This is a genomic window from Prevotella sp. oral taxon 317 str. F0108 (assembly GCF_000162415.1).
Classification (GTDB): domain Bacteria; phylum Bacteroidota; class Bacteroidia; order Bacteroidales; family Bacteroidaceae; genus Prevotella; species Prevotella conceptionensis.
The window spans coordinates 753,219-770,767 of record NZ_GG740073.1; the positions used below are offsets into that span (position 1 = coordinate 753,219).

Genomic DNA, 17,549 nt, shown 5'->3' on the forward strand with positions numbered 1-17,549 from the left:
GTCTAAGGGTCTAGATGGTTTATAATGTTACCTGCATACCAAACGAGAGGGTGCGAGTGATGGGGGCAGTACGTCCCCATCCGCCATACCTCAATCCTGCACCCGCATTTATTTCGGGGTCTACGGGCAGGTCGTTGCCTTTATAAAGCAAGAAGAGGTTGCTTGCGCTTAGGTAAATGCGTGCCTTTTGTATGTAAGCCTTGCGGGTTAGTTCCTTAGGAAGGGTGTAGCCAAGGGTTACGTTTTTAAGTCTGAGGTACGACATGTCGGTGAGATAGCGCGATTGCGGATAATAGTTGTTCGTTCCTGGGTCGATAACCGATATGTTTCCTTGAGGGTCGTTGCCCGGGAACAAGCGCGGATACTTGTTGGCTTGGTTCACCTCATAGCGTTCAACGTTTTTCAGTCCGTTTTTATATATCACGCGGTTGTAGCTCAGTTGATGGTCGTATATGGCAAGGTCGGCCTCGCGCATCAGCGGGAAGTTCATGGACGAAACGGTCCACACATGGCGTTTGCCCACGCCTTGGAAGAACAGGTCGAGGTCGAACCCGCGCCATGCGCCGCCAAGGTGGAAACTATATTCGTAACGTGGCAAGAAGTTGCCAATCACTTTCAGGTCGCCGTGCTTGTCGGCAGTGCCTTCACCTCCGTCAATAACTCCATTTCCGTCTAGGTCTTTAAACTTAACGTCGCCTGGGCCGTAGTGGAATGAGCCTTGCTCCAAACCCTTTTGCGAGGCAATACCGTTGGCGTAGTTCCATGTTCCGTCAGCGTTTTGCCCTGTAAAGTCGCTCTCTTCGAAGTAGCGGTCGGTTTCAAATCCCCAGATGTCGCCGTAGGTTTTGCCCGAATAATTCTGATTAAGCAGCTTGGCCTTGCTCTCCCATTTGGTTACAACGGTTTTCGAGTCGGCCAAGTTGAAGTTGGCATACACGTTAAACTCGCCGAAACGGTGGTGCCAGTCGAGGGTTAATTCCCATCCGCGCGTGCGCAGAGTGCCTGCGTTGGCCATGGGGGCATCTGTTCCTAACACTTGCGGCAACACCTGACTGGGGGCTAACATGTCGGTGTTTTCGCGCTGATACCAGTCAAATCCAACCGAAAGTTCGTTGTTTAAGAAACCCAGATCGAGCCCGGCATCGGCTGTTCGTATGCGTTCCCAGGTCAATATGGGCTCAACCAGATTGGGTGTGTTGAACATGGGCAGCTTATTGGCATTCTCTTGGTTGCTGTCTACCCAGTGTACGTCGTCTCTTTCTACTTGGTTGATGAGCGATTCGAACATGTAGTCGCCCACGGCTTCGTTGCCAATTTCGCCGAACGAGGCGCGCAACTTACCGTTGCTAACCACGTTGCGTAACTGTTTGAAGTATGGTTCTTCGGAGAAACGATAGCCCAACGACACTGATGGGAAGAAAGCCCAATGCGAATGGCGTGGGAAACGTGACGAACCATCATAACGGCCGTTAAGTTCCAACAAGTAGATGTCCTTATAGTCGTAGTTTATACGGCCGAAGTAACCCGCAGAAGCACGGTGGGTGTGTTTGGCATCAAGGTCTTGCCCGATGGGGCTGGCCAAGTTTAGTTCAGGAAAACGCTCGTCGATAATACCTTTTCTGTTTCCCCAGAAGTAGGTGTACTTCTCTTTTTCGGCATTCATGCCCAACATCACCTTGAAGTTATGGTTGGTGGCGAAGGTTTTCTCGTAGTTGAAATAGGCGTTAAACGTCCAGGTATTTGTCTTTGAGTTGTCGCGCCACACGTTGGTGTTGCCTTTGTTTACGATATACGAAGGCGTTACGCTGCCCCAGTTCAGACCATATACGGAAAAGTCTTGCGAGCCCGAGTTCATATTCTCGATGGCGTAAGTGAAGTCGGCGTTGAACGTCAGTCCTTCGGTGATGTTGGCCTTTACAAAGGTGTTGATGCGCAAGTAGTCGTTCGTGACGTTCTTGTCGGCAGCTTGTTTTAGCATGGCCATAATGCGCCTGTCGTGGCCGTTGATGCTGCCCGAAGGCAAGAAGAACGAACCCCACCGCCAAATGTATTGGTACACGTTGTTGTAGGTGTCGGGCGTGGTGAAGTCGCGACGGGTGAAGTTTAAGCGCGCACCCATCTGCAACCAGTCGTACGGACTGGTGGTAACGGCCAGCGAGGCGTTGTATTTGTTCAGCTTGTCGGGGCGTATTTTCATCGTGCCTTCCTTGTAGTCGTAGCCCAAAGAAAGATAATAGTTGCTCTTGCCCGACGACCCTTGTACAGATAGGGCATGGCTTTGGGCAGGTGCGGCGTTGTTGTAATAAATCTTGTTGATGTCCCAGTCGGCATAGTAGTAGGGCGTTTTGTCGATGATGGTGTAGTCGCCAATGTTGTTGTCGTCTACATATTGGCGCATCTCGCGGTAATCTTGCTTGCCGCCGTTCTGCTGTTTCCACTTCTCGGCCAGCGGTAACAGCTTATCGAAATACATGCCGAAGAGTTCCACCTCGTAGTTGTTGGCATTGGCTTTGCCTTCCAGTGCTGCCCTGAGCTGTGATGGCACGTCGGGGAATTTTGGTAAGAAGGTTGCTCCGTCCCAAGCGAAGTTGTTAGAATAGTTTATCGTGGTGCGGTCGGTTCCCTTCGCTCCCTTTGTCTGGATGAGTATCACGCCGAAGGCGGCCCTTGTTCCATAGATGGAAGTAGAGGCTGCATCTTTAAGCACCGAAACGCTTTCGATGTCTTGCGTGTTAAGGAACGAGATGTCGTCCATGGGCACGCCGTCTACAACGATGAGCGGATTGCTTTTAGCATCGTTGCTCAACGTTCCCACACCGCGAATGCGCAGGGTGGGCTTGCCGTTGATGTCGCCGTTGTTGCTGATGACCGACAATCCTGGAACGGCACCTTGCAAAGCCTTGGCCACATCTTGTTGTGGGCGGCCGGCCATGGTCTTTGACAGGTCTACGGTGCTTACGGCTCCCGTAAGGTTGGCTTTCTTTTGCGTGCCATAGCCCACAACAACCACTTCTGAGAGTTGCCCGGCGTCTTCTTGCAATTCTACTTTCATCGATTCGGAGGCTGCAACGGTAACGGTTTTGTAGCCCACGTATGAGATGGTCAACTTAGCGCCGGGGCGCACGTTGATGGTAAATCGCCCGTTAATATCGGACACGGCACCCACGCTCTTTCCCACTACGGCAACAGATGCGCCAGTAATGGGTTCGCCTTGTGTGTCGGTAATCACGCCCGTGATGGTGTTCTGCTCTTGCATTTCGGTCACGGTTGCCGTCCCCTTTGTTTCTTTTGCCGCTGCCGTGAGCGTTGTCCACGGGGCGGTGAGGGCAGCCAGCATTGCACATAAACAATAAGCTTTTTTCATAAGGACATTATTAGGTAGCTACGTTGTGAAAGATACCAGCGCTTTCTTTTCGTTTTCCACGGAGTGGATTTCCTTTCCGTGGCGTGGATCTGACGTGCTGGCACATGTTCGCTCGGTATGCTGTTGTTAATGTAATTGTTTAGTATCTACGACCTTTTCATCTTTATTAGGTCTGGGCATCATCGATTGTTTGTAGCAAATTTACCGATTTTTAATATATGTAGACCTATTTTTGTGTTAAAAATCATTTATATTACAAGATTTAAGAATTTGGTATCGAAAGGTTAATTGGTGTTTAATATGCTGCTTTTTCGATGTTTTTACGGATTTGTTTGTTGGGCTGATGTAAAAAAGATTGTTTCTTGAAGTTTTGTAGTTGTGTGCTTACAAATGTTTATTTTTGACCATCGTTAAAACGAAATTATTTTCTTTCTTCGAACGAATAAGATAATTTATTTTATTAAAGATAGCCTCTTTATAGATAGATTGCTTGAAGAATGAAGAGCAAACTGCAGATGGACGGGTTTTACAAGTTAGCAGGTTGGCAAACTAATTAGCTGACGAGTTGAGGAGTTGATTATCAGTTGAAGAGTTAACGAGTTAACGAGTTGGCAAGAGGATGACTAGTTGGCAAGTAGACGAGTTGATTGGCAGTTGACGAGTAGACGAGTTAACAAGTGAGATTTCAGTGGACAAGTAAAGCTATGAATTTGTCTGCTCGTGCATTCGTTGTCTTGTCCACTCGTTACCTTGTCCACTCGTCATCTTGTTATCTTGTCCACTCGTCCACTTGTTGGCTCTTATCTTTGTCCGCTTTTCGGTATAAAATTTAACATTATGGCTGCCCTTTTTGTCCACCAACCGCCCACCTTGTCGCAAAAAATCGATTCTCGCGAGGGTTTGTTTTGATGCAAAAAGAGGTTGGTTCTACATGCGGGCAAAATGAATATTTATTTTAAAACACAGCCATTAGCGCCCGTTTTGGGGTCATTAACGGCAAAATGGAGTGCGTTTTGCCGCTAAATGCAGTGTGTTTTGGTGCTAAATGCAGTGCGTTTTGATGCTAAACGCAGTGCGTTTTGGTGCTAAATGCAAGTCAAAATGGTGCAAAATGCAGTGCAAAATGGTGCCAAATGCAACGCGAAAAGCATAAAAATGCACGGCTAAGGTATAAATATAACCTTTGTTCGCCATTAAAAATATGGCTGAAAAGGGCAAAATGACCGTTAAAAAGTGGAATTTTAGGGGCTAAAAGTGGGTAATTGAGCTTGAAAAATGACGAGTTGGCAACCAAACTAGAAAGGCAAAATGGTGCAAAATGCGGCTTATGTTCTTGAATATGGACAAAATAAAAGGCATGAATGGTAATAAATGGTAGCTATTTGCCTACTTTTCAACCTATATTTTCGCTAGAACGACGTGAAAAATAGAACGGAATTGTAAAATAAAAATTAATAATTTAAGATTTCGAGTTGATGAGTTTTGGGGTTTGTATGTTGATGAGTTGATGTATTCGGGAGTTGTTGGGTCTTCATGAGGTTATAAGACTGTGACTAGATTTGTCCTGTACTTCGTATATGAGAGGGGGTGTTTAGCTTGTGTTGGCATCACAAGGATAACCAGCTCCTCTCAGTTGATAGAAATTTTAAAAGTCATGACGGCCTCAACAGGTTGTCGTTTCCCTTTTCTTGTTTTGAGATAAATACGACCATTTTGACATGAGAACAGTTTTTTTGCGTAAGTACAGTTCTTTTTTACATAAGAACATAAGAAACATAAAAGGTCATTTTGTCTTTTCATTACGTGACACAGGAAACCTGCCTTCAACTTGCTGAGAATGCAGCGGTTGTTATCAAACAGGCCATTTTTCTAGGTATGCCCGCGTTTTGTTGTAGACAAAAGAGTTAGAATTTCGAATTTTATCGTATCTTTGTTCAGTATTTCGTACATGAGATGGTTGTTTATCTTATTTTTTTTGTGGCCCGAAAATAATAAGTTCCTCTCAATTATACAAATCTAATAAAACAAGACGAGCTCAATATAAAATTAATGTATTAATTCAAAGATGAATAGAATATTTTGTTTAGAAACAGAGTGGGAACAGACAGTGCACGACTTAAAGAGTAAGTCTGCTGTGCTACCATTACTTGACTTTCTGAGGAATACTATAAAAATAGATTACTGCTTTAGACAGGTTGCTACTAAGTTTGATTTTAGGTATTACATAGAGCATCTACAACAACCAAGTTATAGTGCTTATGACTTAATTTATTTATGTTTTCATGGGCAGAAAAGAAGTATCTGTTTTGCCGATAAAACAGATTTTGATTTATTGAGCTTTGCAGAGAATGAAGAATACAATGGAATTTTTGAAAATAGAAACGTACATTTCGGTAGTTGTAGCACTATGAAAATGACCTATGAAGATATCAAAACGTTTAAGCGATTAACAAAATCAAGAATGGTAACAGGTTATACCAAGGATGTTGATATTACATCAAGTTTCATTTTTGAGGCGTGGTTGTTGAATACAATCCATACAAACGAAGGGTATGCCGCAAAGCGCATTAATGCTCTTGCAGAGAAGGAAATGCCGTACTTCACAAAAGTATTTGGTTTTGAAGCTTTTTGATTTTTATAAGCAGAAAAGGGCTAAGGGTTTACACAATTGGAGCCTTGTCTGATGTTGAGCTCAACTTAACTTAACTCTCTTTCTTGTCTTTTTCAGAAGAATTAGTATGAATGAGATATTGTTTCATGCCTATCATCTCGTTTAAGAAAAACTTGTGATGTTCCAAGATTACACCCCACTCCCTCTCTTCTCTTAGATACAGTGAGGGAGCGAGGCTGGTTATTGGGTGAAAAGCGCGGCTTACTCTTTCTTTCTTTGGGCCACCTTTCCGCTATTTTCATCGTATTCCTTTTGCGAACCATGTGTTGCGAAGGGGATGAAGATGAGGAGGAAGATGAGTAGAAGGTCGGCGATACCAACGGTGATGATGATGTTGATGAGGGTATCAACAGACATGTTCCAACCTTCGGGCAGGGTGATGCCCCATATCTTGATGACGGCAAAGAGAGCAACGAGCACGATAAGTAGCACGATGCTCCATGTTATGGCTTTGATGTATTTCATTGTTTGATGAGTTTATGTGGGGGGAATATAAGTTGACGAGTTAACCAGTTGACCGGTTAACGAGTTTGCCAGTTGACGGGTTGACAAGTTCGCCAGTTGACGAGTTGAACTGTTGACCAGTTAACGAGTTGACGAGTTTGTAAGTTGGCGCGTCGCAATGTTGCTGGCGAAAGCGTGCGAAGGCGGCTTAAATCTCGTTGAGCAGTTCGCGTTTCTTCGCTTCGTAGTCGGCGTCGGTAATCACGTTTTCGTCTCTTAGTAGGCGCAGGCGAGCCAGTCGGCGCGACAAGTCGTCGCCAGGCGTGTTGCGTTCGTTCATCAATTGGCTAGCGGCTCCCATCTGTCTGCCCATCTCTAACCCAACACCCATTTGTACGCCGCTGCCTGCCAGTCCGCCTTCGTTGCGTGCGGCATCGCGCAAGGCGCGTAGTTTTTCAAGCTCGGTGTAGGTGAGTCCGCCAGCTTGTGCGGCTTTTGCATCGGCCGTAACGTCGGCAATTCGGCCTATTCGCTCTTGTGTTTGTTCGTCGAATAGTGTTCCGTCGACGCGGAAGTCGGTGAGGGTGAAACCCAATTTCTGCGTTTCTTCGTTGAGTAGGTTGGCTAGTTCTTGGCCTATTTCGGTGAGGTGTCCGTCTATCTGGTTGTACGAGTAACCCAATTTGTGGATGGTTGTGACGATGTTTTGCGCCAAACGACCTAGCATCAGTTCGCGTATCTCCTCGTTGTCAACCTCGGTTCGTGTGCCAACGATGTTGATGAAGAAGTGTTCAACATCGCTTATTTGGTAGGAGAATGTGCCGTTGGCACCCATTTCTACGGGTATATCGTATTGTGCATCGATGAATTTAACGGGCGATGCAGTGCCCCATTGTTGGTTTGTTACTTGCGCCTTGCGAAAGAAGTAGATGTTGAGCTTGTGTTCGCTTTCAAAGTTTTGGCGCATGTTTACAAGTGTGGTGAAGAAGGGGTGGTTGTCGGTTTTGAGGTTGAAGGTGCCTTCTTCGGTCAAAACGTCTACAATCTTGCCTTCGTAAACCAACACTGCGCCTTGTCCAGGCCCCACTATCAGTTTGCTGGCGTTCTTTATCTCGTCGGTTTTAGACGGATATTTGTACCACAAGTATTGCTGTTTGTCGGCTTGCCATTGTATTACAGCCGACAGTTGGTTGCGAAAGATATTGGTTATGCCCATGATGTATATATATAATAATATGTGTAACGAAATGGTTTTAATAATGAAATGTGCCTAGAATTTCTTTACGGTAATGGTCTTGCCGTTGTTGCCCAGGAACCAAACGCAGCGGTAGTTGGATATGAGGAACCCTTCGGATGAGCGCACACAGTAGTGTATGTTGTCGTCGTCGAGTTCGGCTGGGGCCTTTATCGACCATTTACGTTGGGCTGTGTTGGCGTCTAACAATTGGTAAATGTATTCGGCGTCTTCTTTGGCTGTGGGTTTATAGCGTATAAAGAGTTGTGATTTGTCGAACCAAATCACTTTTGGCGAGAAGTAGATGGTATTGGGTGTGAAGTCGGAATAGTTGATGAGACGCGCAACTTGGCGACTGTATGTACTGATGAAGGCTTTTACCGAGCCTGCGTTTCCGAAGAAAATGCCCGACTTTCCACCAAAATCCCTGCACCATCCAAATGACCAATAGTCTGTTTTGGGGTAACCCTCTTGTACGTAGTGCGTGTATTTCACCAATTGAATTTGTTGTTCGGGATACTCGGTGGTTGGTTTGGAAAATCTGAAAGCCGTTTCAATGGTGGGGTTGGGGAGCTTGGCTTCACAGGCATCGTAATGTTCCTCCTTCGTGTAGACCTTGGCTATGAGTGGCAGGTAGTAACGTTCTTTGCCGAGGTTAGTCATCACCTTGAAGCCCTCCGAGTCGCCGTATTGATCAATTAGTTCTATGCTGGCGAAACCATCTTGTAGCTCGGGAATGCTCTTGTAGAGCGTCATCTCTTTCAGTTCGAACGAGCTTGGGTCTATGGTGTACCACGTGCTTTTGTTGATAACCACGTTTATCCAACCGTTGCTGAAGGTTCGAGATTGCACGTCGTTAAGTTTATCTACGGGCAGACGTTGCTCTTTTATCTTTTTGTCTTTCTTCATGTCGAACACCCGCATCAGGTAATCGGTCTTTTCATTGCGGTAATCTCCCTTTTTGATGATGCCAAAAACGGCCACAACAGCCCGTCCGTCTTTGGCGACGAAGGGCATTATGTGCTCGGTGTTGAAGCGTTCTTCCTCTTCGGGGGTGCTGGTAAATAGGCCAGACGATGAAGAAGGGGTGGAGCTACTAAGGCATTTGATGAAGACGGTGGGTAGGAATATGAGGCATGCAATGCCGACCACCATTAGCAAAAATTTGGTTTTGTTTATTTGGAAAGGGTCGTCGTTGGGGGCAATGTAGTGGTGGTTGATGTTGATGTCGTCGTTATCAAGGAAGAAGTCGGTGGAGCATGCTTCGCATTGGTAATAGTCGGGGCGTGTTTCCTTTACCTTTGTGCTTCCGCAATGTGGGCATTTAATTACTTTGATACGTTTACTCATGTTGGTATTCCAATTCTCTAAGGGTGTGTAGTTGTTGGGTGTGTAGGCTTACTTGGGCAGATTGGGGTTAGCCAATGAATAGGGTAGGGGTACGTAAAAGCTTGGGTAGCTAGGAGGGAAGGGGGCTTTTTACCAGCCCATCCGCCCCAGCTACCCCACGATAAGCTTGTTAACGTTTTGCTTCTAGTTGCTTTTTAAGCAGCATGGGAATCTCGCTTGTTTCCCTTGCCACGGGTATTCCGGCAGCCTCGAAAGCGGCAACTTTCTCTTTTGCCGTGCCACTTCCGCTCGATATGATGGCACCAGCGTGGCCCATCTGCTTGCCTTTGGGAGCTTCTCTGCCCGAAATGAAGGCGGCAACAGGCTTGGTTACGTGTGCCTTAATGTATTCGGCGGCGCGCTCTTCGGCATCTCCGCCAATCTCTCCGATAATGGCGATGCTGTCGGTTTCGGGGTCGTTCTCGAACATTTCGAGCAAGTCTTGGAAGTAAAGTCCAACGATGGGGTCGCCACCTACGCCCACGGCAGTGCTTTGTCCCATGCCGTTTTGGGTGAGATTATACACCACTTCGTAGGTTAGCGTACCGCTACGGCTGATAACTCCCGTGCCGCCTTTCTTGAAAATGTTGGTGGGCATGATGCCAACCATGCTCTCTTCGGGCGAGATAAGTCCGGGACAGTTGGGGCCGATGAGCTTAGCGCCCTTCTGGTGGATGTAGTTGTAGGCCTGAACCACGTCTAATGTGGGCACGCCCTCTGTAATGCAGATGATGAGTTGGATGCCTGCGTCGGCGGCTTCCATCATTGCATCTTTGGCGAAAGCTGCGGGAACGAAGATAACGGAGGTGTTGGCTTGCGTGGCTTCAACGGCGTCGCGCACGGTGTTGAATACGGGAATGCCGCTCACTTCTTGCCCTGCCTTGCCTGGCGAGGTGCCTCCAACGACGTTAGTGCCATACGCTTTCATCTTGGTGGCATGGAAACCACCGTCGCGGCCCGTGATGCCTTGCACGATGAGCCTTGTATTTTTGTTGATTAGAATACTCATTTTAGGATGTTTTTAGTTTATGAGTGTATTGTTCACTACTATATTATTGTGCACTTTTGGGGGTGTTGCCCCCTGTGCGTTGTTGGCTTGGGTTAATAACCAGCGGCCGCAACGGCTTTCTTACCGGCCTCGGCCATTGTCTCTGCCACGATGAACTTGGTGCCTTTCAGCAGCTCGCGACCTTCTTTCTCGTTGGTTCCCGTCAGCCTGATAACGATGGGCATGTCGGTTTTCAGCTCCTTGAAAGCCTCGATAAGTCCTTGGGCCACGTCGTCGCAGCGCGTTATTCCGCCGAAGATGTTGATGAGTACCACGCGCACATGCTTGTCGGCGAGCAACAGTTTCATCGCCTCAACAATCTTTTGTGGGTTCGAGCTGCCGCCGATGTCGAGGAAGTTGGCTGGGTTTCCGCCGTAAAGCTTAATCATGTCCATCGTGGCCATAGCCAGTCCGGCGCCGTTAACCATACATCCTATTTCGCCTCCCAGGTTCACATAGCTAAATCCTTTGTCCTTAGCTTCTTGTTCCTTCTTCTCGTCGGCTGTGGGTTCGAACATCGCGAAGATGTCGGGATGACGGTAAAGGGCGTTGTTGTCGAAGGTCATCTTTGCATCGATGGCTTTCAGTTGTCCGTCTTTGGTTAGCACCAGCGGGTTAATTTCGGCTAGCGATGCGTCTTTTTCAACGAATAGCTTGTACAACTTCTGGAACAAAGGCACGGCTTGTTTTACCTGTGCCATGTCGTCGAACAGTTTGAAAGCGGCCTCGCGAGCCTTGAAGTCGGTAAGTCCCACGGATGGGTCGATGGCAATCTTAAAGATTTTTTCGGGCGTTTCTTTGGCCACGGCCTCGATATCCATACCACCTTCGCGGCTTAGCATGAGTATGGCACCTTTCGACTTGCGGTCGATAACGATGCTCACATAATACTCGGCGGCGATGTTTACGGCCTCGCCCACCAATATGCGGTCTACGATGAAGCCCTTGATGTCCATCCCCAGGATGCTAGTGGCATGCTGAAGTACTTCGGCCTCGTTGCTGGCAAGTTTCACTCCGCCCGCCTTTCCGCGTCCGCCGGTGTGCACTTGCGCCTTAACCACGCATCGTTCTGTGCCAAGTTTCTTGAAAGCCTCTACTGCCTCTTGGGGCGTTTTGCATAGAATGCTGTTGTCTACTGGCACGCCATAACTTGCAAAAATACCTTTTGCCTGATATTCATGAACTTTCATAGTTTGATAATTAATTATTTGAGAATGAGTTCTAAGTGCAAATTTAGTTTTTTTGTTTTAACCCACGGCGTTGTTTGCAGGGGTAATTTACGGAATAATGATTTTTTAACAAACGCCCTTTCCGTGTGCGTTTTGACATTGTTCAAGCGTTTTAGCCCTTGTGTTTGTCTGCTCTTTGTGCTATATGGCCGCAATGCTTACAAGTTGAAAGGCAATCGCAGGTTGGAACGAACAAGTTGAAACGCACGCACGGCTCTCCACAAACCCACAGCAAAGGGGCGGTTTAATTGAGCATGAGGGTCATTTCTGCCCGTTCTTCCCCAAAAATAAAGTCGGCCAATTGCTCTATTCGCAGCCTAGTGGCGTTAGCATCTGGCTCGTCTGTCTTCTTCACTTTGCCATTCGCCACGATGTAATAGGCGTTGTTCATCGGTATGTCGTGGTCGTCTTCCACACGTATCACGGTGTTTGTTTCGGGGTGTTGTTGCAAGTAAAGTTGCAGTGCGCGCTTGGCGTTCACCACGCGAATCATGCCTGGCACGTCGTTTTCGGGGCGTTGGTATTGGTCGCCTGCAAGCCTGATGTCTTCTTTTGCCACGTCGAAAGCCTCGGCATCGTGTAGCAAAATGCAGGTCTTGGCGCGTTGCCAACGGTCGAATGTGGCGAAATCCATATCCTCTGCGCCTTCTGGGGGTGGCGTGCAGGTTATCTGTTTGGCATATCCGCACTTGCCATACCATTCGAAGAGCCATTCTTCGGCTGGGATAAGCGCGGCGAAAACCGTGTCTTTATAATAAAGGTCGAAGTGTGCTTGCCGCATCAGGTTGTCGGCCACGCCCTGTTGTCGGTAGTCGGGATGAGTGCTAACGCCGCTGATGTAGGCCGCCTTCACCTCTTGTCCGTGATACAACAGGTTGTAAGGCAGGGTTTGAAGGGCCGCCACCACGTGGTTGTCTATTTGGCAAACGATGTTGTACTTGGGTCTGAACACGCGCGAGAAGTATAGGTCCATGAACTTCTCCGAGTCGCCAAACACCAGTTTCCACAGCTCGCGCGTCTCTTCTTTGATGCGGTTCACGTCTTCGAACAGTGCCAAGGGGTGTTTCTCCATCACGCTGTTCTTTTCCAAAAGGATATCGGGCTTGTACGATTCTTTTGCCCTTCGCAGCCCTTCGTCGCCCATGTCTTCTTCGCGATTGATGTAGAAATACTGTTCGGGCAGGTGTTTAACAAACTCTTGGTTGATGATGGTGAAGGCACCTTCGTAGTTTACGTCGGCCTTCTCAACGCACACGTCGAAGGTGTTTTGGTTGATGGGACAGCCAAAGGTGAAGGCCACCAGCTTGTTGTCTACCCAAATGGTGCCGCCCGTAAGTCCCAATCTGTCCCATCGGTTGAAGGCGCGGGTCATCGAACGCAGTTCAACCGAGAGCTCTTCGTCTAGGTCTTGCTCGTCGTTATCGTCTTTCGACACGCTCCGCCATTGCTTTTCCAGGGCCAGACATTGGGGGATGAGGTCGGGCGTAAGCTCCTTATATATATAATGTGGGTAAAGGTTTTTAAACTTGTTGATATGGTTGCGCTTGCTTTGCAACTTCTTTCCCGAAAGGTTAATCAGCTTTTCGCGCGTGTAGATGTAGTCGGCCGAATCTCTGTTGGGCTTTATTTCGAAGGTGTCGGGAAAGCGCATTTCGATTAGGTCGCGCATGTAATGGCAAACGCCCATCAGCAAAAAGGGATGCCCCATGGCGATGGAGTCGTCTCTGATGGCCTTTATCACATTGATTGAACATTCGTCGCAGGGTTTCACCTTATACGTTCCGTCGTCTTGCAGCTGTGGTTTTGCCACGGGCATCATGTAGGCCAAGTGGCGATTGAAGTGGAACCTAAACACCAAGTAGTCGTCTACGATGGCGAACTGTGTGTTGTAAAGGAACTTCCAACTGATGAGGTTGGCAAACGAGAGGTCGCAGTTTTGGCGTTCGCCCCATAGCGTGTAGCTTTGGATGAGTTGGCGATCGCCCGTTGACAAGTCTTTGAATTTTATCATAGCCTTTTGTTGGTTGCTGGTGTGTGGCGTGCTTTGGGGAGCCTGTTCGGCTGCTTCCGTTTGTGGCAGGATTTGCCATGAGGATACGCTTTAATTGTGCCACGGCACAAAATTATCAATTTTTATTTGTCGGACAAAGGCTATCCCACATATTTTTGTTACTTTTGCATTGTGCATATAGCCAATCAACGTAACATAAAGATAACTTCTTAAAAAACAAGGTAAACAATAATGGACCTATTACACCAAATCATAGAGCGCGCCAAAAGTGACAAACAGCGCATCGTTTTGCCCGAAGCTAGCGAAGAACGCACACTTCGTGCCGCCGACAGAGCATTGGCCGACGACATCGCCGACATCATTCTCATTGGCAATCCCTCTGAAATTCACAAACTGGCAGAGGCTCGTGGACTTGTAAACATCGACAAGGCAATCATCATCGACCCGCAGGACAATCCCGACAGCGAAGAGCTGGCACAGCTGTTGGCCGAACTTCGCAAGAAAAAAGGGATGACCTTGGCACAGGCTCGCGAACTGGTAAAGAACAATCTTTACCTTGGTTGCATGCTCATTAAAACCAACAGGGCCGACGGACAAGTGTCTGGTGCACTCAGCACTACGGGCGAAACCCTTCGCCCCGCATTGCAAATCATCAAATGCGAACCGGGCGTTACTTGCATAAGCGGTGCCATGCTGCTCGTAACCGACCAAAAAGAGTATGGCGAAGACGGTGTGGTGGTGATGGGAGATGTGGCCGTTACGCCCATGCCCGATGCCGGACAGCTGGCCCAAATAGCCGTGTGCACCGCTGCAACGGCGCGCTGCGTGGCTGGTTTTAAAGACCCGCGCGTGGCCATGTTGAGTTTCTCTACCAAGGGTAGTGCCAGCCATGAAGTGGTAGACAAGGTGGTTGAGGCCACCCGATTGGCCAAGGCTATGGCTCCCAACCTGCGTATCGACGGCGAATTGCAGGCCGATGCCGCACTGGTTCCATCCGTTGGACAGAAGAAAGCGCCTGGAAGTGCCATCGCAGGTAATGCCAATGTGCTGGTGGTGCCCAACCTCGAAGTGGGAAACATTAGCTACAAGCTGGTGCAACGCCTAGGAAACGCCCAGGCCATTGGCCCGATTTTGCAGGGCATAGCACGCCCTGTTAACGATTTGAGTCGCGGTTGCTCGGTAGACGACATTTATTATATGGTGGCCATCACTGCTTGTCAAGCACAAGACGCCAAGGCCAAAGCATGCGCTATACCCTCCGATAAATAAAAAACAACGATATATAAGAATGAAAATCTTGGTATTAAACTGTGGTAGCTCGTCCATTAAGTACAAGCTCTACAACATGGACGACAAGTCGGTTTTGGCACAAGGAGGCGTTGAACGCATCGGACTTGACGAGGCTTTCCTGAAACTAACGCTCCCAAGCGGCGAGAAAAAGGTGATTATGCACGACATGCCCGACCATAAGGAGGGTGTGAACTTCGTTTTCCAAACCCTTCTCGACAGGGAGATAGGCGCCATTAACGACCTGAGCGAGATTGATGCCGTGGGTCATCGCATCGTGCAAGGCGGCGACAAGTTTAACGATAGCTGCATCGTTACGCCCGAAGTGGAACAAGGAATAGAAGACCTTTGCGACCTTGCACCCGTGCACAACGCTGGTCACCTGCGTGGAATTAGGGCCGTAGATGCCCTTATGCCCACCACGCCGCAGGTGGTTGTGTTCGATAATGCCTTCCATAGCACCATGCCCGAACACGCTTTCCTCTACGCAGTTCCTTACAAGTTCTACGAAGACTACCACGTTCGTCGTTACGGTTTCCACGGCACCAGCCATCGCTACGTGTCGCAACGCGTGTGCGATTACCTCGGTCGCGACATCAAAACCCAACGCATCATTACCTGCCACATCGGCAACGGAGCCAGCATGGCGGCCGTTAAGTTCGGCAAATGCGTTGATACGTCTATGGGACTGACGCCGCTCGAAGGCTTGATGATGGGCTCGCGTTCGGGCGACATCGACCCTTCGGCCGTTACTTACCTCATGGAAAAGACGGGAATGCAGCCACAAGAGATGGCCGAATTCCTCAACAAGCAAAGTGGCGTGTTGGGTATTACGGGCATTTCGTCGGACATGCGCGAGATTGAAAGCGCAGCCGAAGAGGGCAACAAGCGCGCTAAGCTGGCCTTAGACATGTACAACTATCGCATTAAGAAATACATTGGTGCATACGCTGCCGCTATGGGTGGTGTAGACATCATCGTTTGGACGGCCGGTGTTGGCGAAAACCAAACGGGTACACGCCTTGATGCTTGCAGCGGATTAGAGTTCCTGGGCATTAAGATGGATGCCGAGGCCAACAAGGTTCGTGGCAAAGAGGCCATTATCTCTACGCCCGACTCGAAGGTTACGGTGTGCGTTATCCCCACCGATGAAGAACTGGTTATCGCCAGCGATACCGAAAAGCTTGTTAGCAAGCTAAAATAAGGGGGCAGTTAGCAAGGCAATAAAGCCTTTGCAAGCCGTTCTAGACACGGTGTAGGCAAAAAAAGGATGGTTTAATTTTTTGTTCGTAAACCGCATTTTGCCGTAAAGGTGTCTGCTAAAAACTATTTGTAGTGCGGCTACAAGCCTTTTGTAGTCGCACTACAAGCATCTTGTAGCCTCCGTACAAGCCCCTTGTAATGCCGGTACAAGGGGCTTTGTTGTGCCAGTACAAGGGGCTTGTGCCGATGCTAGACCTCGAAGTTGTCTTTACTTTTAATATTTCTACAAACAGAGGGGGAGTGCACAGCAAGTCAACCCACTGGCTTATAAACTCACGAAAACCAACAACCGCCGAAAGACATCAACTCACTAACTCACAAGCTCAAAAACTCATCAACTCACAAGCTCACCAACTCACAATCTCATCAACTCAAAAACTCACCAACTCAAAAACTCACCAACTCACAAGCTTACAAACTCACCAACTCAAAAGCTCACCAACTCGCCAACTCACAAGCTCATCAACTCAAAAACTTAAATCGTTATCTTTTATTTTACAATAGTGCTCTGGTTTTCGCTCCGTTCTAGCGAAAATACAGCTCAAAAAGTAGGCAAAATGCCACTATTTTTAGCTTTTCACGCTTTGGGGTTTGTCTATTTTTAAGCCAAGAACCTGCATTTTGCACCATTTAGCCTTTCTATTTTGGCTGCCGGCTCGTATTTTTTCAACTCCAAAAACCTACTTTTAGCCCCTAAAAACCCACTTTTCAACAACTATTTCGCCCTTTTCTGCCCTGTTTTTCATGGTTCATAAAGGTTTTGTTTATGCAATCGTAGTGTATTTTTATGCTTTTTGTATCACATTTAGCGGCATTTCACACTGCGTTTAGCACCAAAACACACTGCGTTTAGCACCAAAACGCACAGCATTTAGCATCAAAACGCACTGCGTTTAGCGGCATATTGCACTGCGTTTAGCACCAAAATGCACAACATTTTGCTGCAAATGGCCCCAAAACGGGTGTTAGTGACGGTCGTTTTAAATAAAAATTCATTTTGTCTGCATGCACAACTGCCCCCTTTTGACACCAAAACAAACCTCCGCGAGAATCGATTTTTTGCGGCAAGGTGAACGATTGGTGGACAAAAAGGGCACTCATAATGTTAAAATCCGCACTAAAAGTTAGACAAAACGAGTATGCTGCATACACGCGCGAGTGGGCAACGGCACAGAGAATACGTGTGCTTGCTACCGCCAGTGCAAACGGTTGCAGGGCATGCTGCCCACGGCCAACGGAGACAACACCATGCAAACGCAGAAATAATCTGCCATTGGCAGCCAAGCTCTCAACTTGTAGAGAACGTATGGAATAACTTCAGCCAGGTCGCTTTCTGAAACATAGCCACGTTTTGCCCAGACAAATGGGGCATAATTTCAGACTTAATCGTACCTCATAGTTCGGCACTTCGTGCATGGTTGGGGTATTTATCTTGGTTTTACAATACAAAGACATAAACTCCTCTCAATTTGTAGAAATATTTAAAGTCAAGACGACTTCACTGTATGGGGCAAAAAAAAGGTTTATACTTTTGTTCTTTTCTCGTTCCTCGAAAAGTGTGTTTTCTCGCCATGGCAATGTTCGAGCAAGCTCAACATTGTTCATTTGG

At 47.8% G+C, this 17,549-nt stretch carries 10 protein-coding genes; 3 read left to right on the forward strand and 7 right to left on the reverse strand.

What is annotated here, in order from left to right:
- Window positions 1–19: 19 nt before the first annotated feature.
- Complete coding sequence (locus HMPREF0670_RS09445) at window positions 20–3,364, reverse strand: SusC/RagA family TonB-linked outer membrane protein (protein WP_009230932.1); 3,345 nt, start codon at window positions 3,362–3,364, stop codon at window positions 20–22.
- A gap of 2,065 nt (window positions 3,365–5,429) precedes the next feature.
- Between HMPREF0670_RS09445 and HMPREF0670_RS09450 the strand changes: the two genes are divergently transcribed.
- Window positions 5,430–5,996 carry a DUF6642 family protein gene (locus tag HMPREF0670_RS09450; RefSeq protein ID WP_009230933.1) on the forward strand — a complete coding sequence of 189 codons (567 nt, stop codon included), beginning with the start codon at window positions 5,430–5,432 and terminating at the stop codon, window positions 5,994–5,996.
- A gap of 240 nt (window positions 5,997–6,236) precedes the next feature.
- On the opposite strand, the gene HMPREF0670_RS09455 is transcribed toward HMPREF0670_RS09450, so the two are convergent.
- The 6 genes from HMPREF0670_RS09455 to HMPREF0670_RS09480 all read right to left on the reverse strand — a co-directional run bounded on the left by HMPREF0670_RS09455 (window position 6,237) and on the right by HMPREF0670_RS09480 (window position 13,390).
- Complete coding sequence (locus HMPREF0670_RS09455; protein ID WP_009230934.1) at window positions 6,237–6,500, reverse strand: hypothetical protein; 264 nt, start codon at window positions 6,498–6,500, stop codon at window positions 6,237–6,239.
- Window positions 6,501–6,687: 187 nt separating this feature from the next.
- A complete protein-coding gene (locus HMPREF0670_RS09460) occupies window positions 6,688–7,695 on the reverse strand; it encodes an SPFH domain-containing protein (protein WP_009230935.1) in 1,008 nt (335 codons plus the stop codon).
- Window positions 7,696–7,749: 54 nt separating this feature from the next.
- Window positions 7,750–9,063 carry a hypothetical protein gene (locus HMPREF0670_RS09465; protein WP_009230936.1) on the reverse strand — a complete coding sequence of 438 codons (1,314 nt, stop codon included), beginning with the start codon at window positions 9,061–9,063 and terminating at the stop codon, window positions 7,750–7,752.
- Between the two features lie 169 nt (window positions 9,064–9,232).
- Window positions 9,233–10,111 (reverse strand): succinate--CoA ligase subunit alpha, encoded by an 879-nt coding sequence (gene sucD / locus HMPREF0670_RS09470; protein ID WP_009230937.1) that lies wholly within the window; start codon window positions 10,109–10,111, stop codon window positions 9,233–9,235.
- A gap of 92 nt (window positions 10,112–10,203) precedes the next feature.
- Window positions 10,204–11,340, reverse strand: a complete 1,137-nt coding sequence (sucC, locus tag HMPREF0670_RS09475; protein ID WP_009230938.1) for an ADP-forming succinate--CoA ligase subunit beta — start codon at window positions 11,338–11,340, stop codon at window positions 10,204–10,206.
- A 283-nt stretch (window positions 11,341–11,623) separates the two neighbouring features.
- Window positions 11,624–13,390 (reverse strand): GNAT family N-acetyltransferase, encoded by a 1,767-nt coding sequence (locus tag HMPREF0670_RS09480; protein WP_009230939.1) that lies wholly within the window; start codon window positions 13,388–13,390, stop codon window positions 11,624–11,626.
- Window positions 13,391–13,621: 231 nt separating this feature from the next.
- Between HMPREF0670_RS09480 and pta the strand changes: the two genes are divergently transcribed.
- Together pta and HMPREF0670_RS09490 are read left to right on the forward strand one after the other, a co-directional pair.
- Complete coding sequence (gene pta, locus HMPREF0670_RS09485) at window positions 13,622–14,659, forward strand: phosphate acetyltransferase (RefSeq protein ID WP_009230940.1); 1,038 nt, start codon at window positions 13,622–13,624, stop codon at window positions 14,657–14,659.
- A gap of 19 nt (window positions 14,660–14,678) precedes the next feature.
- On the forward strand, window positions 14,679–15,881 hold the full coding sequence (locus HMPREF0670_RS09490; protein ID WP_009230941.1) for an acetate kinase: 1,203 nt from the start codon (window positions 14,679–14,681) through the stop codon (window positions 15,879–15,881).
- Window positions 15,882–17,549 lie beyond the last annotated feature (1,668 nt).